Origin of the sequence: Paenibacillus sp. ISL-20, from assembly GCF_018613005.1 — a bacterium.
GTDB lineage: Bacteria > Bacillota > Bacilli > Paenibacillales > Paenibacillaceae > Paenibacillus_AQ.
Map to the genome: position 1 here is coordinate 157,025 of NZ_JAGGRD010000014.1, position 25,807 is coordinate 182,831.

At 45.3% G+C, this 25,807-nt stretch carries 34 protein-coding genes and 2 pseudogenes; 10 read left to right on the forward strand and 26 right to left on the reverse strand.

Translation table 11 applies throughout. The annotated features are described in order from the left end of the window. The first annotated feature begins 141 nt into the window (after window positions 1-141). The gene (locus tag J7E85_RS09225; RefSeq protein ID WP_215157104.1) at window positions 142-549 is read left to right on the forward strand and encodes a FixH family protein; all 408 of its coding nucleotides are present in this window, start codon (window positions 142-144) and stop codon (window positions 547-549) included. 6 nt (window positions 550-555) lie between these two features. On the opposite strand, the gene J7E85_RS09230 is transcribed toward J7E85_RS09225, so the two are convergent. Beyond that, the gene (locus J7E85_RS09230) at window positions 556-1,242 is read right to left on the reverse strand and encodes a sulfite exporter TauE/SafE family protein (RefSeq protein WP_215157106.1); all 687 of its coding nucleotides are present in this window, start codon (window positions 1,240-1,242) and stop codon (window positions 556-558) included. Window positions 1,243-1,542: 300 nt separating this feature from the next. Between J7E85_RS09230 and J7E85_RS09235 the strand changes: the two genes are divergently transcribed. Then, window positions 1,543-2,082, forward strand: coding sequence for a hypothetical protein (locus J7E85_RS09235; protein WP_215157108.1), 540 nt, complete (start codon window positions 1,543-1,545; stop codon window positions 2,080-2,082). Between the two features lie 87 nt (window positions 2,083-2,169). Here J7E85_RS09235 and J7E85_RS09240 read toward each other — a convergent pair whose 3' ends face one another. The 4 genes from J7E85_RS09240 to J7E85_RS09255 all read right to left on the reverse strand — a co-directional run bounded on the left by J7E85_RS09240 (window position 2,170) and on the right by J7E85_RS09255 (window position 4,481). Further along, the gene (locus J7E85_RS09240; protein ID WP_215157110.1) at window positions 2,170-2,805 is read right to left on the reverse strand and encodes a flavin reductase family protein; all 636 of its coding nucleotides are present in this window, start codon (window positions 2,803-2,805) and stop codon (window positions 2,170-2,172) included. A 147-nt stretch (window positions 2,806-2,952) separates the two neighbouring features. Continuing rightward, window positions 2,953-3,384 (reverse strand): disulfide oxidoreductase, encoded by a 432-nt coding sequence (locus J7E85_RS09245; protein ID WP_215157113.1) that lies wholly within the window; start codon window positions 3,382-3,384, stop codon window positions 2,953-2,955. Window positions 3,385-3,750: 366 nt separating this feature from the next. Beyond that, window positions 3,751-3,987: a hypothetical protein gene (locus tag J7E85_RS33950; protein ID WP_251035588.1), complete on the reverse strand. Its 237-nt coding sequence runs from the start codon at window positions 3,985-3,987 to the stop codon at window positions 3,751-3,753. Between the two features lie 20 nt (window positions 3,988-4,007). Next, window positions 4,008-4,481 carry a MarR family transcriptional regulator gene (locus tag J7E85_RS09255; protein ID WP_251035589.1) on the reverse strand — a complete coding sequence of 158 codons (474 nt, stop codon included), beginning with the start codon at window positions 4,479-4,481 and terminating at the stop codon, window positions 4,008-4,010. Between the two features lie 108 nt (window positions 4,482-4,589). Between J7E85_RS09255 and J7E85_RS34530 the strand changes: the two genes are divergently transcribed. Beyond that, a complete protein-coding gene (locus J7E85_RS34530) occupies window positions 4,590-4,718 on the forward strand; it encodes a hypothetical protein (RefSeq protein WP_285228803.1) in 129 nt (42 codons plus the stop codon). A gap of 51 nt (window positions 4,719-4,769) precedes the next feature. Here the strand turns inward: J7E85_RS34530 and J7E85_RS09260 are convergent, their stop codons facing one another. The 7 genes from J7E85_RS09260 to J7E85_RS09290 all read right to left on the reverse strand — a co-directional run bounded on the left by J7E85_RS09260 (window position 4,770) and on the right by J7E85_RS09290 (window position 11,054). After that, window positions 4,770-6,314, reverse strand: coding sequence for a right-handed parallel beta-helix repeat-containing protein (locus J7E85_RS09260; RefSeq protein ID WP_215157115.1), 1,545 nt, complete (start codon window positions 6,312-6,314; stop codon window positions 4,770-4,772). Between the two features lie 139 nt (window positions 6,315-6,453). Continuing rightward, window positions 6,454-6,768 (reverse strand): thioredoxin, encoded by a 315-nt coding sequence (trxA, locus tag J7E85_RS09265; protein ID WP_215157117.1) that lies wholly within the window; start codon window positions 6,766-6,768, stop codon window positions 6,454-6,456. Window positions 6,769-6,823: 55 nt separating this feature from the next. After that, entirely contained in the window at window positions 6,824-7,714 is an 891-nt protein-coding gene (locus tag J7E85_RS09270) for a class I SAM-dependent methyltransferase (protein WP_215157119.1), read from the reverse strand. A gap of 427 nt (window positions 7,715-8,141) precedes the next feature. Then, window positions 8,142-8,843 carry a hypothetical protein gene (locus tag J7E85_RS09275; protein ID WP_251035590.1) on the reverse strand — a complete coding sequence of 234 codons (702 nt, stop codon included), beginning with the start codon at window positions 8,841-8,843 and terminating at the stop codon, window positions 8,142-8,144. Window positions 8,844-8,863: 20 nt separating this feature from the next. Then, window positions 8,864-9,574, reverse strand: a complete 711-nt coding sequence (locus J7E85_RS09280; protein ID WP_215157123.1) for a fluoroquinolone export ABC transporter permease subunit — start codon at window positions 9,572-9,574, stop codon at window positions 8,864-8,866. Next, window positions 9,571-10,425 carry an ABC transporter ATP-binding protein gene (locus tag J7E85_RS09285; RefSeq protein WP_215157125.1) on the reverse strand — a complete coding sequence of 285 codons (855 nt, stop codon included), beginning with the start codon at window positions 10,423-10,425 and terminating at the stop codon, window positions 9,571-9,573. The genes J7E85_RS09280 and J7E85_RS09285 overlap by 4 nt, the downstream gene beginning before the upstream one ends. After that, window positions 10,422-11,054 carry a TetR/AcrR family transcriptional regulator gene (locus tag J7E85_RS09290; RefSeq protein ID WP_215157133.1) on the reverse strand — a complete coding sequence of 211 codons (633 nt, stop codon included), beginning with the start codon at window positions 11,052-11,054 and terminating at the stop codon, window positions 10,422-10,424. Before J7E85_RS09290 ends, J7E85_RS09285 begins: the two co-directional genes overlap by 4 nt. Before the next feature lie 161 nt (window positions 11,055-11,215). On the opposite strand from J7E85_RS09290, the gene J7E85_RS09295 reads away from it, so the two are divergent. The 3 genes from J7E85_RS09295 (at window position 11,216) to J7E85_RS33960 (ending at window position 13,412) form a co-directional block, all read left to right on the forward strand. Continuing rightward, window positions 11,216-12,460, forward strand: coding sequence for a cation:proton antiporter (locus J7E85_RS09295; protein WP_215157141.1), 1,245 nt, complete (start codon window positions 11,216-11,218; stop codon window positions 12,458-12,460). 198 nt (window positions 12,461-12,658) lie between these two features. Further along, the gene (locus J7E85_RS33955; RefSeq protein WP_251035591.1) at window positions 12,659-13,147 is read left to right on the forward strand and encodes a hypothetical protein; all 489 of its coding nucleotides are present in this window, start codon (window positions 12,659-12,661) and stop codon (window positions 13,145-13,147) included. Next, window positions 13,140-13,412: a hypothetical protein gene (locus J7E85_RS33960; RefSeq protein WP_251035592.1), complete on the forward strand. Its 273-nt coding sequence runs from the start codon at window positions 13,140-13,142 to the stop codon at window positions 13,410-13,412. The genes J7E85_RS33955 and J7E85_RS33960 overlap by 8 nt, the downstream gene beginning before the upstream one ends. Before the next feature lie 146 nt (window positions 13,413-13,558). Here the strand turns inward: J7E85_RS33960 and J7E85_RS09305 are convergent, their stop codons facing one another. From J7E85_RS09305 to J7E85_RS09340, 10 genes and pseudogenes are all read right to left on the reverse strand, one after another. Further along, the gene (locus tag J7E85_RS09305; protein WP_215157143.1) at window positions 13,559-14,812 is read right to left on the reverse strand and encodes a glycosyltransferase; all 1,254 of its coding nucleotides are present in this window, start codon (window positions 14,810-14,812) and stop codon (window positions 13,559-13,561) included. Continuing rightward, window positions 14,809-15,426, reverse strand: coding sequence for a TetR/AcrR family transcriptional regulator (locus J7E85_RS09310; RefSeq protein ID WP_215157145.1), 618 nt, complete (start codon window positions 15,424-15,426; stop codon window positions 14,809-14,811). The genes J7E85_RS09305 and J7E85_RS09310 overlap by 4 nt, the downstream gene beginning before the upstream one ends. Before the next feature lie 133 nt (window positions 15,427-15,559). Further along, window positions 15,560-15,940: pseudogene (locus J7E85_RS33965) on the reverse strand (YdeI/OmpD-associated family protein). 280 nt (window positions 15,941-16,220) lie between these two features. Beyond that, window positions 16,221-16,634, reverse strand: a complete 414-nt coding sequence (locus J7E85_RS09315; protein WP_215157147.1) for a hypothetical protein — start codon at window positions 16,632-16,634, stop codon at window positions 16,221-16,223. Between the two features lie 142 nt (window positions 16,635-16,776). After that, window positions 16,777-17,397 carry an imine reductase family protein gene (locus tag J7E85_RS09320; RefSeq protein ID WP_215157149.1) on the reverse strand — a complete coding sequence of 207 codons (621 nt, stop codon included), beginning with the start codon at window positions 17,395-17,397 and terminating at the stop codon, window positions 16,777-16,779. After that, window positions 17,316-17,720, reverse strand: coding sequence for an NAD(P)-binding domain-containing protein (locus J7E85_RS09325; protein ID WP_215157150.1), 405 nt, complete (start codon window positions 17,718-17,720; stop codon window positions 17,316-17,318). The genes J7E85_RS09320 and J7E85_RS09325 overlap by 82 nt, the downstream gene beginning before the upstream one ends. Window positions 17,721-17,973: 253 nt before the next feature. Then, window positions 17,974-18,384 (reverse strand): helix-turn-helix domain-containing protein, encoded by a 411-nt coding sequence (locus tag J7E85_RS09330; RefSeq protein WP_215157153.1) that lies wholly within the window; start codon window positions 18,382-18,384, stop codon window positions 17,974-17,976. Between the two features lie 151 nt (window positions 18,385-18,535). Next, window positions 18,536-18,640: a DUF6254 family protein gene (locus tag J7E85_RS33970; RefSeq protein WP_015735743.1), complete on the reverse strand. Its 105-nt coding sequence runs from the start codon at window positions 18,638-18,640 to the stop codon at window positions 18,536-18,538. 79 nt (window positions 18,641-18,719) lie between these two features. Then, a complete protein-coding gene (gene map / locus J7E85_RS09335; RefSeq protein WP_215157154.1) occupies window positions 18,720-19,466 on the reverse strand; it encodes a type I methionyl aminopeptidase in 747 nt (248 codons plus the stop codon). Window positions 19,467-19,493: 27 nt separating this feature from the next. Further along, window positions 19,494-20,252, reverse strand: coding sequence for a TetR/AcrR family transcriptional regulator (locus J7E85_RS09340; RefSeq protein WP_215157156.1), 759 nt, complete (start codon window positions 20,250-20,252; stop codon window positions 19,494-19,496). Between the two features lie 260 nt (window positions 20,253-20,512). On the opposite strand from J7E85_RS09340, the gene J7E85_RS09345 reads away from it, so the two are divergent. Beyond that, window positions 20,513-20,827, forward strand: a complete 315-nt coding sequence (locus J7E85_RS09345; RefSeq protein WP_251035593.1) for a hypothetical protein — start codon at window positions 20,513-20,515, stop codon at window positions 20,825-20,827. Between the two features lie 291 nt (window positions 20,828-21,118). On the opposite strand, the gene J7E85_RS09350 is transcribed toward J7E85_RS09345, so the two are convergent. Together J7E85_RS09350 and J7E85_RS09355 are read right to left on the reverse strand one after the other, a co-directional pair. After that, window positions 21,119-22,591: a DUF4179 domain-containing protein gene (locus J7E85_RS09350; protein WP_215157158.1), complete on the reverse strand. Its 1,473-nt coding sequence runs from the start codon at window positions 22,589-22,591 to the stop codon at window positions 21,119-21,121. Beyond that, window positions 22,578-22,883, reverse strand: coding sequence for a sigma-70 family RNA polymerase sigma factor (locus tag J7E85_RS09355; protein WP_251035594.1), 306 nt, complete (start codon window positions 22,881-22,883; stop codon window positions 22,578-22,580). The genes J7E85_RS09350 and J7E85_RS09355 overlap by 14 nt, the downstream gene beginning before the upstream one ends. A gap of 132 nt (window positions 22,884-23,015) precedes the next feature. On the opposite strand from J7E85_RS09355, the gene J7E85_RS09365 reads away from it, so the two are divergent. The 3 genes from J7E85_RS09365 to J7E85_RS34805 are packed head-to-tail and all read left to right on the forward strand — an operon-like array spanning window position 23,016 to window position 23,935. After that, on the forward strand, window positions 23,016-23,237 hold the full coding sequence (locus tag J7E85_RS09365; protein ID WP_251035595.1) for a hypothetical protein: 222 nt from the start codon (window positions 23,016-23,018) through the stop codon (window positions 23,235-23,237). Between the two features lie 46 nt (window positions 23,238-23,283). Further along, window positions 23,284-23,763 carry a DDE-type integrase/transposase/recombinase gene (locus J7E85_RS09370; RefSeq protein ID WP_215157162.1) on the forward strand — a complete coding sequence of 160 codons (480 nt, stop codon included), beginning with the start codon at window positions 23,284-23,286 and terminating at the stop codon, window positions 23,761-23,763. Further along, window positions 23,759-23,935: an IS3 family transposase gene (locus J7E85_RS34805; RefSeq protein ID WP_215157172.1), complete on the forward strand. Its 177-nt coding sequence runs from the start codon at window positions 23,759-23,761 to the stop codon at window positions 23,933-23,935. Before J7E85_RS09370 ends, J7E85_RS34805 begins: the two co-directional genes overlap by 5 nt. A 72-nt stretch (window positions 23,936-24,007) precedes the next feature. Here J7E85_RS34805 and J7E85_RS09380 read toward each other — a convergent pair. Both J7E85_RS09380 and J7E85_RS09385 read right to left on the reverse strand, forming a co-directional pair. Then, window positions 24,008-24,382 (reverse strand): annotated as a pseudogene (locus tag J7E85_RS09380) (sigma-70 family RNA polymerase sigma factor); the annotation flags it as partial. Window positions 24,383-24,526: 144 nt separating this feature from the next. After that, on the reverse strand, window positions 24,527-25,807 hold a 1,281-nt coding region (locus tag J7E85_RS09385), incomplete at its 5' end, for a thioesterase domain-containing protein (protein ID WP_251035596.1).

Below are 25,807 nucleotides of genomic sequence, written 5' to 3' on the forward strand. Positions count from 1 at the left end.
AGTTCCAGTACGGATTTCTTCTCCAAATTAGGTTACCGGCACATATACAGAACTAGAGTCTCATCTATATGTGCATGTTCTGACCTTTTCTTACATACCTATGAGAGAATACTCATGTTTTCAGGCGAAAGAAGGGATATCATGAAGACAAGATGGGGCATGGCTTTTCTGTTGCTCTTTATGATCGCGGCTGTGATTCTGTACCGGCAGGTTCACGATCGTCCCAAAGTAGAAGATCTTTATACCGATGGGCAGCTTCGCATGGAAATACAATCCGTTCAATCCGTTGCCGAACCCATGAAGGAAACATCCTTTCAGGTTTTCATTACCGAGTTACCTGAGAAGCCAGTTGTTAACGCCGATATTGAACTCAACCTCACCATGCCCGATATGTTTTGTGGTGTGTTCCCCGCTGCAATTGTCGAATCCAAGCCAGGTGTATACATCGCAACTGCCGTGCCTGTTATGCAAGGACTTTGGCATGCGGAAGCGATTCTTCGTTGGGAGGATCAATATGTCACAGTAAGGACGTTGCTCAAAGTTCGCTAGTTCTTCTTACCATAACCATGGGTGAATACCCGGAATCCATCCGTTAGCGCTTAGTCCCTTTAAAATAGACAGCATTCCCATTATAAAGGCTAGAATTCCGCCGAATTTCCGCATTCCTCTGCGCCACTTTTTCGTTAGACTGCCGGCAGACACCGCCGTTAGGAGCAGAATGGGAAAAGTCGAAAGTCCAAATACCAGCATGATCATGAGACCTACCAGACTAGAACCGGATGCCGCTGCATTCATCTGCATCGCATAAGTCAAACCGCATGGAAGAAAACCGAGCAAAAGGCCGGTTAGAAATGTCGCAAACAACTCATAGCGCTGGCCAAGCCGTTCCAATTTCAGGTGAAAAAAAGAGTGTCTCGGCAGATGAGCGTTATAAATGGGCAATGTGTACCGACGAAATGTCCACAGCAGAATGAGCAGTCCTCCAATGATGCTGGCCGCTCCTTGGAAGCCTACAAAGCTGCCAGCCACATCCAGAAAGGAGCCCACCATCCCCATAAAGCCTCCAATCACCGTGTACGTTGTCACTCTGCCAGCGTTGTAGGCTAACACAGAAGCAAGCGGAGAGCTGCTGGATCGAAGGGCCAGAGACGAAACGATCCCTCCGCACATAATCAGACAATGAGGCGCCCCCATCAAGCCAGTCAGTGCTACTAACAGCAATCCGCTCCCCGTCAATGCCATGCTCTTACACCCCGCTGTACCCATAACTGGGGGCCAAGCGATTTATCGACATTTCCCACACATACGTAATTTCGCTCCACGAAGCATTCCATCCCCCTTCCTGACCGCACCTTATATGCCGTTCTTCATGGGATCGTGCATCCATTCATTGTATGAAGGTACGCGAATATTAAGAATAGCTATAAAGCTGCGTGATCATGGGATTGGAGAAATCAAAAATAAGTTTTCTACTTAAATATTGATGGGTTACAAATTATGGTATATGCTATAAGCACTACAACCGAAGAGGTGCATATCCCAATGAAAAAGACTTTTGTATTACTTCTGATGCTGGCATTGTTCATTCCGTCACAGGCTTTTGCAGCATCCGTTTCTACGTCTGAGATTCATAAACTGTACTTTAAAGATTATAACGTACAGGTAAAAAAAGTGAAGGCTGCCCAAAAAGTGTACAAGCACCCTGTGTGCGTAAATGTGACCTCGCTTACCAATCAATACAAACAGCTTTCTACTGAATACAGCAGCCTTAAGAAGACTAAAGCCAGTAAAGAAGCATTGACCCAAGCGAAGATGTCACTTGATAAAGCAAAAAAAAGTCTTAGCGAAGCAAAGAAAACTTGTAGCAAGCAGACATCCGACATGAAAAAAAGAAGCAACGTCATGCTAAAGAAGTTGAACAAATACAAATCCGACAGCATTCAAGAGATCAAGTCTTATATGCAAGGCAAAAGTAAAATGTCTTCGGAAGAGTTCAGCAAGTACATATCTGGAATGAACACTTACATCAATACCAGCATTGAAGAAATTTTAGTTTTCCTTGGAGCACCAGCGGCAGGTTGAATCCTGTCGCTTTTTTTATTGCAAACTTGTTGAGTTCAAGCCAAACGCTAGTCCCACATGGCATACCCTTATATGCCACACCACTCATTACATATCCATGCTTTCAACTGAATCAGGTCCGAATACCGGCGCTAATTTAGATGCAGACAATTGCTCACTTAAACCAAAATATTCGCAAAAGTTCATAATCATCGGATTCCATTTCGAAGGATTGATATAATTTGATTGGGCATCTATAAGAAGATCCTCCTCGATATGAACCTTTTCAATATGCACTTCGATGGCAACAAGCGAACTTGGTTCTTCAAAAGGATGGAGCTTTACAAACCTGGCTTCCAGATGGACGGGGCATTCTTTCACACGCGGTGCTTGAACAAGCTGGGACGGAAGTTGAGTTAACCCTGCGACACCAAATTTATTCGCCTCGAACTTATATCCCCTCTCTGCCTTCGACTCAGGGACTGGGTTGCGACCTGTCAACAGGGTCAGACGATCAACGGCGGGAATCAAGTCAATCGACGGAAGATTAAGCACACACTCACCTTCACGGATCATATTTTGAACAGTCTGAGACTTGCTGCTCATTCCAAGCATACATGATTGATTGAGCCACCAGGCAGAGGACATCGGAGCCAGGTTGGGGGTGCCGTCTTCGTTGATCGTACTTATCAACACGATCGAAGTCCCGAAATAGTGAATTTTGGGGTTGATTACTTTATGCATAACAGATTCCATCTCCTCGTCATGATTTTTAAGTAATGTATCACAAGCTGCTTATTGGAGGATAGGGATATGGAATAAGACCGCAAGATATAAAAAGTGGGTGATGATTGAAAACAGCCGACCATTAGGCCGGCTGTTACGTGTCATTTACTTATCACTGGTTGTTTGTTGCTTCTGCGAACGCACAGCCATCAATAGAGCTACAGTGATGAGCACGAACGCGGCAAATGCCAGCATCGGAATGGTCAACCAGCCGAACCAATTCAAGTAGTCATTCAAGCAGGACACCGGCCCGCATGCGGCAATTCCCGACTCTTTGGGGAGTTTTTGAATGATACTATGGTATGTAGATATGCCTCCGCCAATGATAACCAGGGGCAGGATGTATGGGACGATGTGCGTCTTTTGCCGATATGCTGCGATTCCCAAAACAATGACTAATGGATACATAAAGATCCGTTGATACCAACATAAGACGCATGGCGTAAAATGCCATACTTCACTAAGAAACAAACTTCCGCTAGTTGCTACAGCTGATACAGTCCATGCAAAAAATAACCAAACTCCTGTTTTATTCATTTTTCAAGCTACTTCCCTTCTATTCCATTCTTGTTCCAGCAGCCTTACGACTCGGTATTATTACATGATTTTCTCATTTTCTCTTAATTATCTATATATGAAAATGGCTCATTCGGGCTATATGTTTTCGCTAATTCTGGGATTGGCCTGCTGGCTAAGTCACGGGTAGATGAGCTTCAGGACAGCAATATTAAACAACTGGAGAAGAAATACTTGCAAGTTCCTTAAACTCGTTATCATGATGAAGGGCATGCGACAGTTCATTACAACGTACAATCTTGCCGTGTTTAATCTCAAAAATGGCGATAAGCTCTATTAATCCGCGTGTTCCGCTTTTCTTGGTAACATCAACGGTGTATCGCAATGTCAAAGTCTGAAGCTCTTCGTCATAGAGGGTATCGTAAATGGAGAAACGGTAATTTGGTCTACTGTAACTTTTAATGTTGTTAGGTGATTCTTAAATTCTTCCATGTTTATCTTGTTGCCATCAGTCACTTGAACGTAGTCGTTATGGAAATAATCAGGTATTTTCACAAAATCAAAATTAACAATAATGTCGTTATACATGTGCGAAATAAAACGAATGGCTTCCTGCTTGTTCATTTTAGTCATCTCCTGAAGAGTTATTTGGATTCCGAAGTCCTCAACCACGCATTAAGAAAGCGAATAATAACATCGATTTCTTCATCATTAAAATGACTGAACAGTTCGTAGTACTTCTCTTCAGCCTGGTAATGCAGCTTATCATGCGCAGTAGCCAACTGCTTCCCTTGATCTGTGGCTTCATAATAAATTTCTTTGAGATTGTCCGTTTTCTTTGCAGTCACGACCAAATGGTGTTGAATCAATGTATTTATGGCTTTAGTTATAGCGGATTTTGATAAATTTAGTTCCGTGGCTAAAGACGTATTATTCAATTGACATGGGTGACGCTTTACTAAAGACAAGATGTGAAGTTGCGTCATTGACCAATTTTTTACTGAATCTGAACCGACAGTGTTTTCGATCAACATGCTCCGATTCCGAATATTCTTCTCTCGATTCATGATGAAGTATTGGACTGCTTCAATCGCCTCTTTGCGTTTATTTAAGGTCATAAAAGTCACCTCCTTTGGAATTATTGTTAACCATTCAACAATAATAGTTTACCGATAAACAAAATTATGTCAAGCAGAAACTCTCTCAAAGTGCTAGAGGAAGAACTTATGGAAGAGAAAAAAGCCGCCAAAATTGGCGACTTTTTTGATGAATGCGTTCCAAGATGCAGCTCAAAATACATGCCAAACATCCGAAATAAAAACGTTCCGAATGCTGCCGAACCCGCTTGCTATTAGGCACTCTTAACATTTCAGCTCTGTTTTACCCGTTTCTAAAAAAGTATTGCTTTACTCATCTGCGCCGATGTTCACATTGGCCCCTTGCACTCTTGGCTCCCCGTCAATGTCCTGCGTTCCGATGATCGCGTGATCCGTCGAACCAGCATCAATCGTTGGGGACGAAGACTGAAGATGGAAATCGCCACCGGGAGCATTTACGAATTTAGGATCCATGAACAAAGAATGCGCATCGTTGCCGGTTCCCGCTTTGTATGCGGAGAAGCCAGTATAGTCTTTGCTCTTCCATGTCCAGAATGCATCTGCACTACCGCCTGGAGAATAATATAGATTGTAATCCACGACGTTTCCTGAATTTTTGGCATATTCATTGTAGATCAGTACACCTGTGGAACTGGCCACAAAGATATTGTTCTTGATCACGTTATTTCTCGTATCATACTGGACATAGAGCTGGCCGCTACCATCACCCAAGATATCGTTATTGTAGACGGTGTTGTTCACTACCTTACAATTCACTGTTGAGCCCCGCTCCTCGTCGTATCCACCCATGGCGATCCCTGTCAACCGGTTATTGTACACCATGTTGCTTCGGATCGTAATATTGCTGGTGGATTTGCCCGCATGCTCGGAGGCAATTTCAATGCCGATATCATTGTTGTAGCTGTAATTCTGCTCAATGATGCTGTCTTTGCCGCCATCAACATAAATACCGCCAGCTGAATTACTGTTATTCGGGAGTTTTTTCCCATAAGAAGGATTATTGTTGGAAGAAATGTTGTATACCCGATTACCTTTCACCAAGCCATTTCGGGCCTGGTCGTATACTTCTTCCGGCGCTGTCCCCTCGAAACCAATAATATCGATCCCGATGTTGTCGTTATCGTGAATAATATTGTCCGTTACCGTGAACTTATCTACATTACCATTCAGTACCAGGGTTTCACTGGAACCCAGGACAAGATTGTACAGCTCATTACCATGAATCATAATGTCATGAAGCGATTCCGGAGCTTTGGTGCCATATACGGCGATACCATGAGCATCTCTGCCAAGCAAATCGCTGCCGGTTGGTGTGACCGTGCTCTTGATATCATGGATCTTGTTGTTGGTCAGATTAATAAAGCCGCCTGAGCCTTGAACATAGATTCCAACAGGCACCGCATTTCTGGAAGTCGTCGTATAATTGCGAATCTCCAAGCCCTGAATAGTAATGTAATTCACATCTTTTATCTCGATTAGCCCTTCGATCCCGTTGACTGAAAGTCCAGCACCATCAATGATGGCTTTCTCCGAACCGTAGTTCGTGAAAGTAATGGGACCTTGTGAAGCTGTCCCGGAGCGTGTTATCTTGAGCTTCTGATTGTATACGCCGTCCCGAACGTAAATCATGCTACCCGGATCAGCCTCGTCAGCCGCATGCTGCAGCGTCTTCCATGGCGCACGGATCGTCCCTGGATTGGAGTCGCTGCCGTCGCTGGCGACATAATATTCTGTACTGGCTGCCGACACGGCGGTAGGTTGCACATTTCCAGAATCTAAACCAATTACAGTCATGCTCAATCCCACGAGAATAGCCTTTACTAATTTCAACATCGTTCCTCATCTCCCATCGGTTCATATTTATATTACATTGAGGTCATCCCTGAAGTCACGACGAATATGTAAAAGCCAAAAAAGCCGCCTACAAAGCACGACTTCTTGTGCATGCATACTGTGATCCCTTTGAGATCCTTTAATTGGAGGCAGTGCGATGTTTCAAGACATGTTTCGGCAATATGCCTGATTCTTTATAAAGAAGCTTCCCATCTTTGAAAATAAGGGTGGTCGGTATGCTCATAATCTGATAATGGGAAGACGTCGCCGGGTTATCGTCTACATTAACTTTAACTACTTTAATGGAACCTTTGGCTTCCCTTTCAAATTCCTCAAGAACGGGTGCAAACATTCTGCACGGACCACACCAAGAAGCCCAAAAATTCACTACGGTTACTCCTTCGGTTTGGACCATCCCTTTAAAAGTAGAATCTGTTGCGTGTTGAATCGCCATCATTATCATCCTTTCATCTTCTTGGTCTGACTACGTAACACGTGCGTAGTCTCGATCAAATTTTTCTTGTGTACATGCTTTGATCCTGCATTCGAACCAGTACTTTGCCATAACGACCACTCTGTCGGATGGTTACTTTGCCGGACGGATACGCTTGCTCCAAATAGTCTGCAACCAATTTCCGATTCTGATCATCTGTAGCAAGACCGTGACTGCGAAGCCAGTTCATCATTTCTTGTAACGCCGCTTCTCTTGTAACTTCCGTCGTTTTCGTTTCCCGTGTGATAAGAGACTCATAGGAATAGCCTTTGAGATACAGCAAATGAAGCAAATATCCGAACTCCAAGTGCTTCGATTGGAAGGGCTGACCGGTGATGAGCGGCCAGATTTCATTCACCAAACTGAGCTCCATAGAACCTGCCGGCATACTGATATAACAATAATCCCGGGCGCATTGTAGAATCTTTTCGACGCTATCCCAATCCAGAATGACCGGACACATCGAGACAAAGACAAGATTGAAGGCATTGCCCCAGTCTCTGGCCAGCACGTCAATATCTTCAAAAGGTTCCGGTACAATCTTCACCTGGTCATCAGCGAATTTTGTGATATTTCCCTTCAGCAATTCGATCAATGGCAGAGAGGACTCTACGGCAGTTACGCGGGCCCCTCGCTCTGCAAACGGCACCGAAAATACTCCCGAAGCGGCGCCAATGTCCAGTACAGAGGCGTTGTCGAATTGAACCCCTTGTCCTTCAAGCCAATTCATGATTCGTGTGGTCCGTTTTCTTCCCTCTTCATTAAACGATTGCTCATTGAAAGTCTTCGCCTTATGATCAAAGGATCGGGTCGGTTCGATTCCGGTCTTTTTCATCTTGTTCACAACGCGTTCGCCGTGTTCTTTCCATGCCTTCTCCCAAATGGCTTCATTAAAAAAATCATTCATAACATCCATCTCTCTTCCGCTATAGTTTCTGAGGGCAGTGAAAAGCCCGCCGAGCCTCCTCCAATAAACTCCACATCGAATGTTGGTTGATCATTGTTTTTTTGTTTGTGGATCTACATTATCCATAATTGAAGCGAAAAATAACCTTCTTGCATACGCTATTGTTCCATTGCTTATAAGCCTGATCCGGTACGAACTGGATTATGGATATTTAATATCCATATTAAACGATTCAACTTCAGTTTGCAATACCAGTTTTTAGTCGCAATTTGCTTTATCTATATGCTGACAGTGGACTCCGGGAGCTGAATGGTATAACCGGCTGTTAGACACGAGTAACAACAGCCGATCATTTCGATCGGCTGTTTGCTGTCATCAGATATGACATGAACCAATATCTTTATTAAGCGATCCATGGTGACCCCAGTTAAGATTGTCTGTTGTTAAAAACCGATACCATAAAATATAAGTACACAGCATGCAGGAGCAATCCGATCGAACAAAAGAGTATTGCTAGGAAAGGCTCATCCTGCGTCATGAAATAAAGTACCTTGGCAGGCCAATACGTTGGGAGCCAAGCGCCTAACATCTGCCAAGCTCCTGGAACGAAGTAAGCCACTACAGGGCCTGCTATGAACAGCCCCCCTATTTTAGACAAGGCTAATCCTTCCACCTTGTTCGCTGAGAATGCAGCCAGGAACAACGAAAATAATGGTGCCTCCAATGCTAACAGCAAAACCCCTAGTTTATCCCAGTGGATATCCGACAAAGTGGAAAAAGACAAATATACCATGGATAAGCCGGTGCATAACAGAAAAGGAAGTGTCACTCTATATAGCAAATAACCTTTACGCATTATAGGAGTAACCGCATAATATGCAATCACATTCTCATCACGTTCGTCGAGCATAAGGAGGCCCGTGAGCATTCCTGTCAGCATAGGGATCGTAACAACCAATAGCGATGCTGCAAAGCCGCGATACGGCTCCAGATGAAATGAATAGTTTACATCAAGCCAATGGGCGGCAACAGGGAATCCAAACCTTGATAGAAACAAGAGGACCAGCGGACCGAACAAAGCTGCCAGCAGAACGGGATCCTTCCATGCATGCCGTAGATCCTTTATCATAAGGGTTTTATATCTCCCCATTAATGCCCCCCTCCCTCACCTACCCGCATCAGCACGTGCCGGGTATAGGATCGCCTTGCCCAGAAGTAAGCCGCAAAATTCCAAATCAATAGGATGCACACAGAATAAAGAACGCTACCAGTAGCTAGGCCACCACTGGGAGACACCAATAACCGGAGTGTTCCTTCGGTCGGAAGGACAAGAAACAGGTCTTCATGCCACAATTGAAGAAAACCCAACAATGGAAGGATGAATGGCAGCGCGTAGACCTGCACCATCAGAATAAAACCGTTAATTGTCCGCTGGCGTGCCGCCACTCCAATCGACAGCAAGGTCATGAAGGTTGAGGTTAAAACAATACCCGCAGAAAAAGCAAGCGGATATTCCGGGAGACTGCCGGTCGCCAAGTGAATGACCCAGCCTGCCGCAAGGGATAACACCGACAGAGACGCCGCCTTCGCCAGCAAGTATTCCCGAATGTGGACCGGCGCTACAAACAGCGGATCGTGGACACCTTGGTCCCTCTCCAGGAGGACCATACCGCCAGCCATGATAAGTCCCAGGGCGGCGGGATCACTGAAGGTCAGCACAATCGCTGTTTTCTCTTGGTAAGCCTCGGGTATGAATCGGAGCAGAATCCAATAACAGGAACAGACGAATACATAAACCCAATAGAAACCGTGGCGCCACTGGAAACGGAGATCGAAAACAAATAAGCATAGGCCTTTCATACAAGCTGCCTCCCCGTAACCTCAATGAAAATTTGTTCGAGCGATGCCTCTTGCGTATGAATGGTCTCGGGAGGGAACTCCTGTATGAGCTGAAGAAATCGGCTGTTCTCACCGATGCCATCGAGAGAAAATAGGGCCTCCTTTACATCACCATCCCTGCTGTATTCGACTCGGACCTCTTTTCTTCCCTTGCGAAGTTTCAATCTTCTGGGTGAATCGATTAATTTGATTTCACCGTCGACGATAAAGGCTACCCGATCACAAAGCTCTTCTGCCGCTTGCATATGATGCGTTGTTATAAGAACTGTCTTGCCGGCAGCCTTTTTGGCAAGTATCAATTCCTTCATTCGCTGGGCATTGACCGGGTCTAATCCGGAAGTAGGTTCATCCAGAAATAGAATTTCTGGATCATGCTGTAAGGCCCGACAGAAATTCAACCTCATCTTCATGCCCTTGGATAGCTGGGAAACCTTCATATTTGCGGCATCCGCCAGATCGACTTGTTCCAACAATTTCATGGGATCCTCCGTCTTCCCACTGTAAAGGGAACGAAAGAGCTTTAAATTTTCGAGAACCGAAAATTTGCTGTAGAAGTTCGGGAATTCAAAAGCTACTCCAATTCGCTCGTAATAATCGGGACCCTTATCCCTGATCTCGTTACCCATGACTTTTATACTTCCTTGATATCCTTTCAGAACACCGATCAGCAGTTTTTGCGTCGTGCTTTTACCAGCACCGGACGGGCCGAGAAACCCAAAAATTTCGCCAGGCGGTATGACAAAATCAAGCCCATGCAGGGTCGGCACTTTTTGATTCGGATACGTGTAATGAAGGCCTTTTACTTCGATCACGACGCTCCATCTCCCTTCGCACCTTTAGACACCGCAAGCATGCCGGCAGATAATAACTCGACTAACAATTCGATTGTAGATGTAAATTGCTCCTCTCCAATCTCTTTCTTGTGCAGCGTAAGCAGTGCCAAGGATCTGATCATGCCCACGATGGATTCGGGTGCCGTACCAGGTAAAATGCCAGCCTGCTGCCAAGCCGTAATGACAGGCAAGAGCGCGTCTTGATCCTCCGTAAAGTTACGCTCCAGCAGCGCTTTCGGCAGTTTCCTAAACAACAGCTCCATCTCCCCGCGATCCATCATCTGCCGAAGCAGCGGGCTTTCATCCATCATCCTTAGTGAAAATAAGAGAAACCGTTTAATGCTTTCCTTGCTGTAGACCTCTTCTGAAGAGAATAAATCCAGGACAGCATTGCGGATTCGCTGCTCCTCCTCCAGAATCAATTCATAATATATTTCCTCTTTCGATCCGAAAAACATGTAGAACGAGCCTTGAGCAATGCCGGCAGCCTTCGTTAAATCTTCAACGCTCGTTTTGCGGAGACCCGCCGTTTCGAAATGATGGCGTGCCTCAGTCAACAGTTTTTGGCGAATCCATTCGCGTTCCTCATCCGAAAATTTTCTGGGCATGCTGTATTTCACTCCTTATTTGAGCGTTTCGTGATTCTGTGAATAAATTTATTTTATATTCATAAAATACTCCTTCAATTCCCGTTTGTCAATACATTTGGTGTTACGGGACCTTTAGGTTACAATAAATGGAGATTTTATCCTTTGACGAGGGGTGCGCTATGCATCATTTTAATGAGGTTTTCGTTCAATTGCTGATTTTGCTTGCGATATCGATGTGTGTTATCGCGATAGCCAAAAAAATGAATCAGCCTTACTCAATTGCACTGGTTATTGTAGGCCTGCTGCTTGGTTTGATCCATATACCGGTATTGGATGAAGCCGAATCGTTTATAACCCAATCGAATGTGTTTCAGGCGATCATTATCTCCTTGTTCCTGCCTATCCTTCTTGGAGACGCCACGTTAAAGCTTCCGTTCTCCCATCTTCGTAAACAAGGAAAGCCGGTGATTGCCCTCGCGTTTGGCGGCACCTTGCTCTCCTTCCTTCTTATTGCCCTAGCCATGTATGGGTTTATGGGATTGCCTCTGATTGTTGCATTTACCTTTGCGGCTTTGATGAGCGCCACGGATCCGATCAGTGTCATCTCCATCTTCAAATCTTTAGGCGTACCCAAGAAAATTGTGACCATCATCGAAGGGGAGTCGCTGTTTAATGACGGAATTGCCGTTGTGTTATTTCAGATCTCCTCAGTTTATCTGCTCACGTATATGGAAATGGGTTGGGTGGGAATCGGCAGCGGGGTACTGCTTTTTTTAAAGTTTAGTGTTGGTGGTATCGCGGTTGGAGGCGTGTTGGGGTATCTATTCTCACAGCTCATTCGCTTCTTTGATGATTATCCGCTGGAGATTGCTTTCTCTATGCTCCTGTTCTTCGGAAGTTTCTTTATTGCCGAGCATTTCCAAGTATCCGGCGTGATCGCCGTCGTTGTGGGTGGCTTAATTTTCGGCAGTTACGGAGCGCGCATCGGGATGTCGGATACAACCAAGATGAACATTAATTCGTTCTGGGACGTCATCACGTTAATTGCAAATTCATTGATTTTCTTAATGATCGGTCTCGAAATCAAGCATATTCACTTCGCGGACAAGTGGGCGTTAATCGGGGCAGCCATTCTTATCGTTTTAATTGGAAGAACATTGGCCGTCTACGTGAGCCTGTATTTCCTGAAATCCTTTCCTTCTTCATGGAAAGTGGTTTTGAATTGGGGCGGTTTAAAGGGCAGCTTGTCGATCGCACTCGCCTTAAGCTTGCCCACAACCTTCGACGGTCGCGACGATATACTCGTACTCACCTTTAGTGTTGTCCTCTTCTCACTTCTCGTTCAGGGGTTAACCATCAAATCTTTGGTTAAGAAGTTTGGATTAGCCAGCCCCATGAAGGAAAAAGACGGGGCAGATACTTAAGAGCCCTCCGTTCACGATATGGTTTAATCATCACTAACTGTTTACTTTTAGCAAACTTTAGCATAATATTTATTACGATAAAGAAACGGAAACTCTCAATCCTGAATCCGACAGCTGACCTCGTCAGCGTCTTGGGAGAGAACACTCTTACTACTTTGACTTGTCCATAATCCGTACAGCCAAGGCCTGGAAGCAGATTTGTCTCTGCCTCAGGCCTTTTTTGATAAAAGCTGTTGTGGAAAGCATAAACCCTCTGCAGAAGAGAAAGGAATGATTTCACTGTTGAATAATGAAAAAATACTTGTATGCGTGTATTACGGTCCGAACGGAGAACGCCTTATCCGCCGAGGCGGCGAATTAGCCAAACTTCTTCAGTGTCCCCTGTTTGTGTTGAGCGTTATACCCTTACGTGAAGATGAGCTCGATCAGGCACAAGAAAGATATATGGCTGAGTGGCAAATGAAATGCGACGAATATGGGGCAACCTTTATCGTCAAAACGAATGAAAATCGTAAGGCTTCAGAAATCATCGCCGAAACCGCCAAGAATCATTATTACCCAACTCATCATCGGGCAATCCGGACAAACGCGATGGCAAGAAATTACGCGCGGCTCGTTTGTCAACGAACTCCTAAACCAGATAGGCGAAACGGATTTGCACATTGTAGCGGTTCAAAGGATGGATGATCAAATGGCTGATACCCATGAACGGGGAATACGAGTCACCGTGTTCAAAGATGGTTCTCATTATCTGCTTGGCAATAAAGAATCCGAAGGGGAGCCTATAGCCAATGGGCTATTTTTCAAAGAATTAAATACCGATTTTGACACCGGTTTGCTGAAAATAAAAACAGATCACGAGATCCAATATTTAAAAATAAGTCGTGGAAAAGTGGTAGACTCGTCTTTTTTCCAAAACAGAGAATTGGATGAGAAACCCAGCGATCATTAAAGTATGGGAGTGTAACTGTGAGAAGACCATATATGAATTCGAACGATCGAAATACACAACATTCCGCTCCTGACAACATGGAATTCTTCATCATCAAGCTTTAAAAATTAACACAATTGATATCGGCAGTATGCTGGCAGCATCTCTCAAAAGTGAGCGTGTAGCCGTCTTTCAATAAACTCTACAGTTCGATCAACACCTCTCTCCTCTTGAATTTTTCCTGACAGTGCCATTGAATTGGCTCCCAGTGTTGAATGACTCGTTAGGGCCGCTATTCGCTCAGCCAAACTGGCTACAGACATTGATTTTTCAGGAATCGGCTTGGTCGATACACCTAACTCATACATACGTTTTGCCCAGAAAGGCTGATCCGCATTAAACGGAGATATGGTCATCGGCTTCCCTGCCTTCAGAACGGCCGCTGTCGTCCCTGCTCCACCATGATGAATAACGCCTGCAGCGCGTGGAAACAGCCATTCATGCGGTGCTTCCTGTATACACAGGATGTTTTCGGCCCCATCGCCTTGCATTCCACTCCAGCCAACCACAATAATGCCGCGTTGCCCCGTTCGTTGTAATGCTTGCATGGTCATTTCCAGCACACGATCCGGATGCTTTAGAGGCATGCTGCTATAACTGATAATGATCGGCGGGGGACCTGCCTCGATAAATGACTCCAGCTCACCTGGTGGTCCCCAATCCTTATCTTCCAGAAACCAAAATCCCTCCATACAGACTCGATCCTTCCATTTCGGGTCAAATGGCATAATCGAAGGACTACAACCATAAAGCACCGGGATATCACGTCCGTTTACGCACAAATCATCGGAGAATATACTTCGCGGAGGTAAATTCAACGTCTCGCTTCTCCATGTATTCATCAATTTCTTGAAGGATAATAGCATTAAACGGTTGAGGTGATAGCTTTTTTCATTTAACCATCGATTTCTGAAGGTGAAAGGTAAAATGGGATTGGTAAAAGCACCTGTCGGTGCAATGATCGGAATCGCATGAGCCGCGAATACGGGAATATTCAACTTTTGGGCAATATCATATCCAGCGAATGCTTTGGGATGGTAGATGAGGCCATCCGCATCTTGAGAAGCGGTCCACAGGTCATCGAGCATTTGCTGCATCATAGGATATATAAGCTTTTTCATCTGCTTCATAATCTCGAAGGGATTGCTACCCAGCATGCGTTTTCCTTCCGCAGATTGCGCTAGTTTCATGATATTTGCGCGTATGGGTGCGAAACCGACACCATGCCCTCGAACAAAGCCTTCGAAATCCTGGGATGTGCATATAACCACATCATGTCCGTTGTTCTGGAGACCTCGGGCAAGGGCAATGAACGGCTGCACATCTCCCCTTGTTCCGATGGTGAGCAACTTGATTTTCACTCATTTCCCTCCTTACGATAAATGCCGTACCTTAACATATCCAAATAGGATTTTGTGTCTAAAACCGCACTTATCTCGAGTTCTCCTGTAGAATTCTCGTCAAACGATTTAGCCATTTGCTTTGTAATTAGAGATTCCAGGGAGAGCAATACGAATTCGATAGCTTGTTTGGGGTCGATTCCTTCTCTAAAACGGCTCTGATCGATCCTGCTTGTAAGTAGGTGTATGGAATCCTCGTTCATTTGCTGTTGTTTGACCAGAAGATCCGCTTTCAGCTCTTCCGGCATAACCATAAATGTTTTAGCCATAAATCCAAACCTGATGGGGTCACTTTTAAATACATCCATCTTTTTTTGAGATAATTGCTCTATCGCCTGAAACAGATCCTCGGAGAGGTCCATGGGTGACGAAGTCAGTGTATGGTAGTAGTGCTTCAAGCATTCATCCACCACCGTTAAATACAAAGTTCTTTTATCCGAAAAATAATGGAACAGAATTCCCTTGGATACGCCAGCTGCTTTGGTAATTTGATTGGTTGAAGCTCCTTCATAGCCCTTGTGATAAAACTCTACTAAAGCTGCTTGCAAAATGGTTTGTTTTTTATCCGACTCCATTGTTTTAGTACTCCACCTCCACCGATTGACCATCTGGTCTATATAATTCGACCCTATTGTAATACACGTTGACCATGTGGTCAATAGTGTGGTGTCTTACTTGCATTATCACCAATAATCGATCTTACTCATCTTAATATTCTAGTAGGCGTCCATTGTCATGCCATTGACCGTTCATTTTATTTTCTCTAGTGTTTGTTATAAATTTGTCTAATCTGCTCTTATATAAATCCGGCTAACTTTTACAGCTTTGAATATTCAGTTCGGTCCATGAACTTTTTTTGCTTCTAGGAGACAGTCTCTGCGCCAGCTCCGTTTCAGATATTTTCTTTTTAACTCCATCGATCCACCCAAAGCATAAAGATTCTTCGACCGCGTCCAAATATAACAGCGTTTCTGCTTGTGGCATCATGCTTACTACGACCCAACACGATTTCTCAGTCTTACTATGTTCCTGTAGCCAAACCCACAATTCTTCTCTCGATTTTACTGAAATCAGATTTTTAATTTCCATAGATAGCGTACAGTCTCCTTTTGACTTGTCATGGATTTGATGTATTCCTATCGCTATTGTAAAAAAAGAAACATGACAACAGACTGTCAAAATTCTTCATTCGTTAGGATTTGAATATTCATCAAATTGAATAGTATAAAGTTTATCCATGAATTCAAAAAACATTGAAGAAAGCTCCAATGTCAATTCATATCGTATAATCAATTTCAGCGCAATCAAGCAATCTCTGAATCGTTGTGACAGCTTAAAAAAGACCGTCCAATTTTGGACGGTCCAAGCATTAGTATGATCTCGCAGCCAATGATACCCAGTAGGGTCCTCCACCATCATTTACAACCACTTTGATTTTGTACGTTCCTTCGATTTTAGGTTTAGTCTCCAATTTAACTTGATAGTCAGCCCGAGATGTTGAATTACCAGAAGCAAAAAGATTGCCCTTTGGATCGTAAACAAGGAGTTCCATACCAACGCGTTCATCATCCCCCAGCCAGACACGTAAGTTTACACCATCCGATTTTTCATAATCAAAAGTGACCTCGTCTTCACCTGATACTACGAAGTTCCATTCATCATGAGCAAGCGGGGTAATAATGCTGGATGATTGAGTTTGTAATGGAGTGTATGCAAATGCACTTGCTGGAACAGATAATAAAACAGCAGTAGCGGTAAGAATAGTAGCCATTCTCATTTTCATAGACGCACGCTCCTCTTAATACAGTTATTATATTTAATTACAATATCTACTATAATTGCAAAATTAATATTTTGCAACATTTTCCATAAACAAGCCCGCTATTTAGTAAGAAAAACGGGTTTGTTTATGCTTCTATAGCAGACTAGCTAGAGATAAAGTCGTCGTTCATCACACTTGTATTTTCCTCGCTTCCTTGTATTGACGAGCGCTTGATAGCTTCAATCAAGCTCGGGAAACCATCAGCGCTTCGCCCCTCTGCCACCCGCTGCTCTGCCAGAGCTTGGATGGCAGAGAACATGTTGGCGTCGATACCTGCCTCGCGGCTGGCTCGGGTAAGCAGAGCGAGTCCCGTTGCATTAAGCCCAAGCGACGAGCCGAACGTATCCGGATATTCTCCCCGGTCAATATTTACTGCAAGCTGATCGGACTGTTCCGACGCAACGACATTGCGAAACCACGATTCCGCATACGGCTGGAATGTCGTTGCCTTGATTCCCGCTGTACCGACCAGAGCGAAGGCATGAAGCCAGCCGGCTGACGTGGCCCAGAGCAGACCTAGCATAGCCATATCATACAGTGTTGGAACGCCCGTATCCTGATCGAGGAAAATGCTGTTTGGTGCCAAAACTTTTAACGTCTCTTCATGGCGGTCGTAAGAGATCTGCAACCCACCATATAATATCATCGCCTCTGGCCGTCCGATACTTGCCGGGCCGGCCATAATGACACCGTCGAGATAGTCGCGCCGCGGGCTTCGGCCCACCTGGCCATCTCCCGGGCTTCTTCGGGCGTTCCGGTCGTCAAGTTGACCAGAACTTTTCCTTCCAACAAGGCTCCAACCGGTTCGAGAAGGCCACTTACCGTACGGTAATCGAGCAGGCATATGATAACCAGCGGGCTTGCCTCTATTGCTTCGCTCACTGTTGCTGCCCTGTTCGCGCCTGCTGCAACAAGATCATCTGCTCTGCCCACCGAGCGATTCCAGACTGTCGTTGGATATCCTGCCTTCAAATAACCGGCGGCTAACGCGGAACCCATCGAGCCGAGGCCGATAACGGTTACCGGTAATTGATTATTTGTTGTCAATTGAATCTCCTCCTTTTATACGAGTCAAATTGATTCTAAAGTATGTCACTAATGTCAAAGTCAACATCATGATTTCAGAGAGCAAGACCTTATACACATAAACAAAAAACCGCTCAAGTGAGCGGCTAGGATGTTGGTTACTTACTCTAATTTTTATGGACGGAAACTAAAAGTTAACTATTTAGGGGCTGGTATCTCACATTCGGATAGGATGTGCTTTTTCCCCACTCGCTTCTCGTATAAAGAAATTCAATTAACCGTGATTCTCACTTTCCGCTTGTTTTTTGATTGAATCCACAGTGAGTGTGAATGCTTCAGCTGCTTTATACGCATCTAATGCATTTTGAAGACGTTTTACTTGCTGATTCAACTCGTTCCGATTGTCTTTAACCTTGATCATAGCACGTGCGACATGAATGAGTTCTTCTCTTGCTGCGTTAATAGCACGTTGATGTGCTTTTTCAATCAATTGTACGGCCATATGAGTGTATATTGTTACAAACTCCTTATCATCGATCTGTTGCTCACGAGCAGCCAAATCGCTCTCGCTAATTACCCAATCTCCGGAATCACTTTTTGAAGCGGCTAAACGCCCATCATTAATCATGTTAAGAATCGTTTTGTAATGAACCCCAAGTAACAACGCTGCTTCTTTAGCATTCATTTAAAACACCTTCCCTTATCCCTTATTATCCATATATTAAGTGATAACAAGTTGAAAGTAAATCCAGATATCGAATGAATTATACAAAAAAAGAAGACTGCCGGTATTTTACGCCGACAGTCTTTCTCTTCCAAGTAGTATACTTTTCACTCTATTCGCTGGACAATTCTTTGAGCGATTTGATTTTACCATGGGGATGCTGTTCTTGCTTTCGTGACTTCCAGGCAGCTTCTTTCCTTCTCTTCTGGTGAGCCATAACAGATATCCTCCTTTGGAAATTAAAATGTATACCACTTTCTTATCTTGTCATTCCGCGGCTGTATTCATTCAAAAATTCACTGGGCCGTTAAAATCAGCGGTCCGTCAGCCGTGATTGCGATCGTATGCTCATATTGCGCCGACAGCTTGCCGTCGGCCGTTCTCGCCGTCCACTGATCGTCGTCGATCGTGATATGGAACGTACCTTCGTTGATCATCGGTTCAATCGTAAACACCATGCCTTCCTTTAACCGAATGCCTTTGCCGGCTACGCCGATATGCTCGTAGTTCGGCTCCTCGTGCAGGCTCCGCCCAATCCCGTGCGCCAGCAGATCGCGTACGACCGAGAACCCGTTCGCTTCCGCATGCTGTTGAATCGCCGACGTGATGTCGCCGAGCCGACCCCCGGGGATTGCCCGGGCGATCCCCAGATCCAAGCATTCCTTGGCCACCTTCATTATTTTTTGCGCCTCCGGCCGGATATTGCCCACCGCATAACACCAGCACGAATCGCCGAACCAACCGCCGTATTCCACGACGATGTCGAGCTTCAGCAAGTCGCCGTCCATAAGCACCCGGTTCGAAGGAATGCCGTGGGCGACCACATCGTTAACCGAAATGCAGGTTTCGGCGGGGAAACCGTTGTACCCTTTCGTAAACTGCTTGCCGCCTAGCTTGGTGATGTGTCTGGCAACAAAATCATTGATTTCCCGAGTGGTGATCCCAGGCTCGATCAGTTTGGCCACCTCGCGGTAACAATCCGCAACGATTTGGCTCGCCGGCTTCATCTCTTCGATTTCCCTGGGTGATTTTAAAATGATCATCTTTTATTTATTCGCTCCTTATCCATTCTACAATTTTAAAAACCAGACGATATCCCGGGCCTCCTCGTGCAGCTTACCGCGGCGAAGTGAAAGCGAGGCACAGCCGACTAAGGCGGCCAGCAGCATTTCCGCGCGCTGTAGCCGATACGGCGGCTCCGTGGCGTTTCCGCCAGAAGCGGCAGCTCCTTCCGCCACACGGCCGGTTTCCAGCAGCGTGGCAAACGGAGCGAGTACCTCCCGGTGAAAGGCGGCTGAGAGCGGGGCCGAACGTGCTTCAGGTAGCGAGGCAAAGCCCTCACCGGCTAGCCTATGCAGCAGGTACAGGGCGTGGTCCTCAGCCCAAAGCTGCAGCAGCCGGACGCCGGAGGCAGCGACGGGACCAAGCTCTGCGACATCGGCCGTTTCGCGGCTTTCGCTTCGGGAATCCGTGGCAGCGGAGTTCCCGGTATCCGCCGCCGCAGCCAAGCCGAAATGCCCGCCCGCCAGCGCCTCATCCGAAGCCGGAGCCCGCGCGACCTCCGGCGTAACCTTCAGCGGCGCCTCTGGTGGAGCCTCCAGCCATCCCCCGGCCCGCTCCAACGCGTCCCATAGCAGATCGTGGAGCAAATCGCCCTTATTGCTGTAATAATGGTATACAGTTCCATAACCGAGTTCAGCCTGCGCGGCCACATCGCGAATTTCCAGTAAAGGCCCTTTATTCAAAAACACATCGGCAGCGGCTATCCGGATTTGCGTCAGACGCCGTAGCCGGATCTCTTCGTTTTGTTCCTTCGTGCGTGGAGTCATCTCGTCCGTTCACCTCTTTTATCTTTGACCTACTCTTATGTCAATATAAAACATCGACCTGTGAAAAACAAGAGATTAGTTGGGGTTTTCCGGTTCAACCTAGAAATCGGTGCGCCCTGCTAATTAACATCACTTCCTCTATGTCCCGCCTGCTCCTTTAAGCGCATGCCTACGTTGCCCGATATTATTATAATGGAATGTGACAACCCAAGGTTATCAGAAGAACGTTTGTATCCCGCCTTAATTAGAAGGAGTTATCCATGAACAATAAGCTGTTGCGCGTTTTGAAAAAGCTGTACCATCACTCGAATAACGACTATGATCGGGAACGCAAAGTTTCCATCTATAAGACGGATACACTTACTCCGGCCGAGCAGGAGCTGCTCCACGCCAGCGGATGGGTCCCGAATGAACTGCAATACATCCGTCATGACGAGATCATCGACAAGCTGATCGAGCTGCAGACGAACCCTCTCCTTTCCTGGAGCAGCATAGGCAGCGCCTTTATCGCCGGGATCGGAGGGAGCTACCCGCGAGGCATATCCTCGCTGGCCACTGCTGCTTCACGGTTTTGAGATTCTCTTCAACAAGATGCTCCATGTCTTCTCCCCCTCTTTCTGCTGCACGTACAAGTCCATCTTGACAACCTGCACGCTGATCAAAGTTAAGTCCTGTTGTCATCGCTTCTTAGAGCCATTCGACTTTCCTCCTTCTCTATGTGTACGCTAGTATATCAACAGATGGATTGTAGATATATATCCAAAACTGATGTAATCGAGCAATCCATAAAAGCGCACATTCCATTCCAACATCTTAGAAAGAAAAAACGAACTCATTCCCTGATAGGAATGGTTCGTTTATTTCTACTATTTAATTAATACGGACCATTCAGGGTCTTTATATCGTTTATCCACCACTTCCCTTACCAGGGTAAGCTCCTCCGGAATCTGATTTAATCCCGGAATTCGGAATTCATTAGGCTGCTGTGTGTTACGATCCCCTATACTGATCAATCCTTCTCTCCAATTATCAGCCAAGGTATTTATGTTTGAGTACGATCCCCTGATATTTACATCATAACGCTTACCTGCTGAATCGTATGCTTTCCATTCCTCATGACTCATTTCGTTTTCCATTTCCCCGTAAATTGAGACAACCGTTTCAGAAGTTCCGTCGCCGCTTGGCGATTCCTCCAGCGAAGTCCCAACCAACTCCACTGTATCATTCAATATGTTAAAAGTTTTAGGTGCTGTCAGCTCCGAAGGTTTAAAGGAAACCCTGCTTCCGTCCTTTTCCGCGACCGAGTAACCATCCAGAACAAAACGGTACGGTTCATGCTCAGGCAGATACTTGAACGTATAACTCCAACGCATTTTCCCGTTTGCGATCACTCTATGATCCGATGTCATCAGGCTGTCCATGTAGCCCATCTTTCTCGGATTCATCGAATGAATCTCTTCTCCTTCTATGGTTTCGAAATGAAAGCTTAGCATCTGCTTTTCCCATAAATCGCCGGGGGATCTTGCCATTGCTTCATCATCAAGCTCGGTCTCCAGTTCGAAACGTACTCCTTGCACCATTCTCGTCAGTCTTTTTAATGTGATCGTCATTCCGTGCGGCGTTGTGTAGCTGCCAGACAGTTCCTCTAATATGGTCTGCCTGTTTGCCTCTTTCATATCAATATCAAAGCTAAAATCCCAATTTCCTTCTATTGTTGGTTCGTTCCTTTGTCCAAGCGTCCCAATATTCCCTTCTATCGTAATCTTGTCTGTTTGCAGCGGCTCACTAAAGAAAGCAACCATATAATAAAAATCACTCGTGTACCCCATATCGTACATGCTGCCCACTGTGTTTCCTTTATCATCTTTGATCGTAATCTTGTTTGGATCAATAAGGGCCAGCTTGTTGCGATCATGCTTCCCTTTTCTATCAAAAAGTTGAAGAGCAATCGTCACTCGGGTTGGATCCGCAACTGCTTCATCAATGACCAGCGTGTAACCTTCGTCCTTCACTTTAATATGAGGATCATGCACCAGTCCCAATTCCTGCGCTCGCAGGAGTCCGATATCCGAGTTGTCCTTGGCAAATAAAGACCTGAGCATTTCGGCAAATGTCGGCACTGTAAAGATTGAAACCGTACCTAGGACGAATATAAGGGCTATAACTGCTGCTGTCCATCTCCATCGTTTAAGGGGATATTGCTTTTTCATATTCTGCTTAGAAAGTGAGAAAAGCGTGTTATCCACAGCAAGCTGTACTGTATCAGGAATAACCAAGTCTTGTGTTTTGGACTTTAACAATTGTTTAAGCTCGCGGTCGACCGGATCATGATAATTCATATTTGGCTTCTCCTTCCCCTAGGACGAGCTCGGATAATTGCTGTCTGGCCCTGAATAGACGTGATTTTACTGTTCCTTCGGAAACTTCAAGCACTTTGGATATTTCCTTGACCGATAAATCCTCGATATAAAAAAGCATCACGATGGTTTGAAGCTGTTCATCCAGTTTGTCAATCACCTCAAACAGCTCGATTTGTTCATATTCACCCTTATATGATGTCTTTCTCATATCATAAGGGACGGGGTACACTCGCTTCTTTTTCTTAATAATCCGATTACACTCGTTAATCAAAATTCGAATGATCCATGTTTTAAAATAAGTTGGCTTTTATGGGTGAAATGGCATCAAGAAGGTAGAGTTCTAGAACAAGAAGCCTTTCACAAAGGGCGGCCGAAGACTAAGTTTATCAGCCTTGAATAAGAGGTGGCTTATTTAAAGGCGGAAATCGCATACCTAAAAAAAGCGGTATCCAAATCTACACGGGGAGTGACGAGCAAAGCCATTCGTTGCACGATCGAGGAATTAAGACAGGAATATCCGCTGAAGTGGCTTCTGCAGCTAGCGGATGTTTCGCGGGCCGATTATTACAAGTGGCGCCGAGAAGTTCCGAGATGGGTGCGCGCAAACAGCAAGAACGACTGCTAGAAGAGCATATTATGGCGATCCATCGCCTACACCCTTACTTCGTTATTTGCGTATAACAGTAGCGTTGAAGCGCGAAGGACTTCATGTTAACCACAAACGGGTTTACCGACTTATGAAGAAGCTGAGCATCCGTTCTGTTATACGAAGAAAACGGCGTTTCTTTGGCCAACAGGCATCCGTTGTTCATCCCAATCGCCTAGAACGAAACTTTCAGTCGGACACGCCGCTACAAAAACTGGTAACGGATATTACGTACATTCGGGCGGGAGAGCGTTTCGTATATCTATCCGCCATCCAGGACCTGTATAACAATGATGTGGTGGCGTGGCACTTACCGGAACGCAACGATCTTGCCTTGGTTACGTACACCGTAGACAAGCTAACCAAGAAAGCAGATCTCTCCAGCGTTCTCTTGCATTCTGACCAAGGATTCCAATGCACTTCAAAACCCTTTAACCGCAAACTCACGAAGGTATCCTTGGTAGCCACTCCAGGAGAGGAAACTGCTTTGACAATGCTGAATTGAGTCATTCTTTTCGCATCTAAAGACCAAGAAAATTCATCTGGTTCACCCGCAAACTTTACCGGATGTGGAACGAGCCATCCACGAATATGTCTTATTCTACAACAATGAGCGTTTTCAGAAAAAACTAAACGACCGCTCCCCGGTTAAGTTCCGAGAAGCGGTCGTAGCTTAAAGTTGTCTTTTTATTCGTGTCTACATGACAGGGGTATGACCACCTTTGAGTAGCCTTTACGAATACGCTTCATCACCGTTTCGCCTTATAAAACTCGTGGTACAGCTTCATGAGCGCCCGCTTCTCGATGCGCGACACGTAACTGCGGCTGATGCCCAGTTCCTTGGCGATCTCGCGCTGCGTGCGCTCCTCGCCGCCCATGTCGAGGCCGAATCGGCCGCGAATGACTTCCTGCTCACGTTCGTCGAGAATATCAAAGTTCTTATAGATCTTGCTTTTCTAGATCTTCAGCTGCACCTTATCTTCTACGTCATCGGCTTCCGAGCCGAGAATATCGATGAGGGTAATCTCGTTCCCCTCTTTGTCCGTTCCAATCGGGTCGTGAAAGGACACGTCCTTTTTGGTTTTCTTTAAACTCCGCAAATGCATAAGTATCTCGGTTCTAATGTCAGCAGAGTACTAAAATTCATATACCGTATCTAACTACACGATCTTTGAATACCCTAAAGATGTCAAGAAACTTCTAACAACTTACGACCGTACCCGAGCAGAATACACGGAAACGGTCGCAGCTGCAAAAACATTTTACCTTTAATTACTCAAGTTTAACCCAGTCTCTCCTCCAATCAAAATATCCTCAATTATTCGCGCGTTTTTAGTAATATGACATTGACTCAGCATCTCTTGATGGTCCCCATGACCTTTATATTCCTTAAAACGCTTGGACATTTCCATCCACTCCTTTTGTTCGTCTGTATTGCGCTTTGATTTTATAAGGTGCAATTGACTGTGAAGCGCTCCTCCATTTTCAATTCCATTAATAAATCGCTTGTAAGAAACGACTCTGCCAATCACAATATCCCTCATTAAGCTATTCACATTAACCTCATAGTTTTCTTTCATGACATCGACTATATCTTGCGAGCTCTGTAATATTTCATCCTCTGTCTGATGCAAAATGTCGCTTTTATATTTCGAGTCAATAAGAATTACATGCTTAACCGCATGCCCCATGGCTTCTAGTTTCTTTGCAACCTCAACAGTTACGTTGCCTCCAGCCGAGTAGCCCAATAAATCATAAGGTCCTTCCGGCTGAAGTTTTAATATCATGTTCACATACTCGTCTAATGGGTTCTTATCAATAAAATCAAAACCATACACCCCATAGCCTGTAATAACTAACTTATTGAAAATCAAACCAAAGCCAGCGATAGGAGGGAAGCAGAATAAATTTTTATCGCCTGTTCTATGGAACTGATTAACCATATTACTGGTTATTAGAGAGCTGCCCAAGTTGCCGATCGTATGAGCCAAATCTTCAATTGTCGAGTTTTCCATCACATGTTGAATCGTTAGCTCGATATTCAGCTCCTTGTTTATTTTTTCAACCAATACTAAGGATCTAATCGAATTGCCGCCTAAATTATAATAATTATCTTGCACTCCGACAGCGGGATTGCCCAATACCTCTTTATATATTTTGACCAAAATATCTTCTAAAACATTTCTCGGCGCCACATAAGCGGCCCCGCTCTTCATGCTGCCATCCGGCTCCGGCAACGCTTTTCGGTCTACTTTGCCATTTGGCGTCAACGGAATTTCCGCCAGCTGGACGAACGCGCCCGGAATCATATATTCCGGCAGCCCCGCTCCCATATGCTGGCGCAGTTCCGCCACCGTCAGCTCCTCTTCGCTCACGAGGTACGCGCATAAATATTTTGCTCCGCTTTCGTCTTCCCTCGCGCTGACGACCGCTTCCCGGATTTGCTCGTGCTTCAGCAGCTGCGCTTCGATCTCTCCCAGCTCGATCCGGTAACCCCGGATTTTCACTTGATGATCCAGACGGCCCAAAAACTCGATGTTTCCATCCGG

Bases quoted from the DNA above. Each gene is read 5' to 3' on its own strand.
- J7E85_RS09225 (WP_215157104.1), top strand. From the start codon at position 142: ATGAAGACAAGATGGGGCATGGCTTTTCTGTTGCTCTTTATGATCGCG.
- J7E85_RS09230 (WP_215157106.1), bottom strand. From the start codon at position 1,242: ATGGCATTGACGGGGAGCGGATTGCTGTTAGTAGCACTGACTGGCTTG.
- J7E85_RS09235 (WP_215157108.1), top strand. From the start codon at position 1,543: ATGAAAAAGACTTTTGTATTACTTCTGATGCTGGCATTGTTCATTCCG.
- J7E85_RS09240 (WP_215157110.1), bottom strand. From the start codon at position 2,805: ATGCATAAAGTAATCAACCCCAAAATTCACTATTTCGGGACTTCGATC.
- J7E85_RS09245 (WP_215157113.1), bottom strand. From the start codon at position 3,384: ATGAATAAAACAGGAGTTTGGTTATTTTTTGCATGGACTGTATCAGCT.
- J7E85_RS33950 (WP_251035588.1), bottom strand. From the start codon at position 3,987: ATGAACAAGCAGGAAGCCATTCGTTTTATTTCGCACATGTATAACGAC.
- J7E85_RS09255 (WP_251035589.1), bottom strand. From the start codon at position 4,481: ATGACCTTAAATAAACGCAAAGAGGCGATTGAAGCAGTCCAATACTTC.
- J7E85_RS34530 (WP_285228803.1), top strand. From the start codon at position 4,590: ATGGAAGAGAAAAAAGCCGCCAAAATTGGCGACTTTTTTGATGAATGC.
- J7E85_RS09260 (WP_215157115.1), bottom strand. From the start codon at position 6,314: ATGTTGAAATTAGTAAAGGCTATTCTCGTGGGATTGAGCATGACTGTA.
- trxA (WP_215157117.1), bottom strand. From the start codon at position 6,768: ATGGCGATTCAACACGCAACAGATTCTACTTTTAAAGGGATGGTCCAA.
- J7E85_RS09270 (WP_215157119.1), bottom strand. From the start codon at position 7,714: ATGAATGATTTTTTTAATGAAGCCATTTGGGAGAAGGCATGGAAAGAA.
- J7E85_RS09275 (WP_251035590.1), bottom strand. From the start codon at position 8,843: ATGATAAAGGATCTACGGCATGCATGGAAGGATCCCGTTCTGCTGGCA.
- J7E85_RS09280 (WP_215157123.1), bottom strand. From the start codon at position 9,574: ATGAAAGGCCTATGCTTATTTGTTTTCGATCTCCGTTTCCAGTGGCGC.
- J7E85_RS09290 (WP_215157133.1), bottom strand. From the start codon at position 11,054: ATGCCCAGAAAATTTTCGGATGAGGAACGCGAATGGATTCGCCAAAAA.
- J7E85_RS09295 (WP_215157141.1), top strand. From the start codon at position 11,216: ATGCATCATTTTAATGAGGTTTTCGTTCAATTGCTGATTTTGCTTGCG.
- J7E85_RS33960 (WP_251035592.1), top strand. From the start codon at position 13,140: ATGGATGATCAAATGGCTGATACCCATGAACGGGGAATACGAGTCACC.
- J7E85_RS09310 (WP_215157145.1), bottom strand. From the start codon at position 15,426: ATGGAGTCGGATAAAAAACAAACCATTTTGCAAGCAGCTTTAGTAGAG.
- J7E85_RS09315 (WP_215157147.1), bottom strand. From the start codon at position 16,634: ATGAAAATGAGAATGGCTACTATTCTTACCGCTACTGCTGTTTTATTA.
- J7E85_RS09330 (WP_215157153.1), bottom strand. From the start codon at position 18,384: ATGAATGCTAAAGAAGCAGCGTTGTTACTTGGGGTTCATTACAAAACG.
- J7E85_RS33970 (WP_015735743.1), bottom strand. From the start codon at position 18,640: ATGGCTCACCAGAAGAGAAGGAAAGAAGCTGCCTGGAAGTCACGAAAG.
- map (WP_215157154.1), bottom strand. From the start codon at position 19,466: ATGATCATTTTAAAATCACCCAGGGAAATCGAAGAGATGAAGCCGGCG.
- J7E85_RS09340 (WP_215157156.1), bottom strand. From the start codon at position 20,252: ATGACTCCACGCACGAAGGAACAAAACGAAGAGATCCGGCTACGGCGT.
- J7E85_RS09345 (WP_251035593.1), top strand. From the start codon at position 20,513: ATGAACAATAAGCTGTTGCGCGTTTTGAAAAAGCTGTACCATCACTCG.
- J7E85_RS09350 (WP_215157158.1), bottom strand. From the start codon at position 22,591: ATGAATTATCATGATCCGGTCGACCGCGAGCTTAAACAATTGTTAAAG.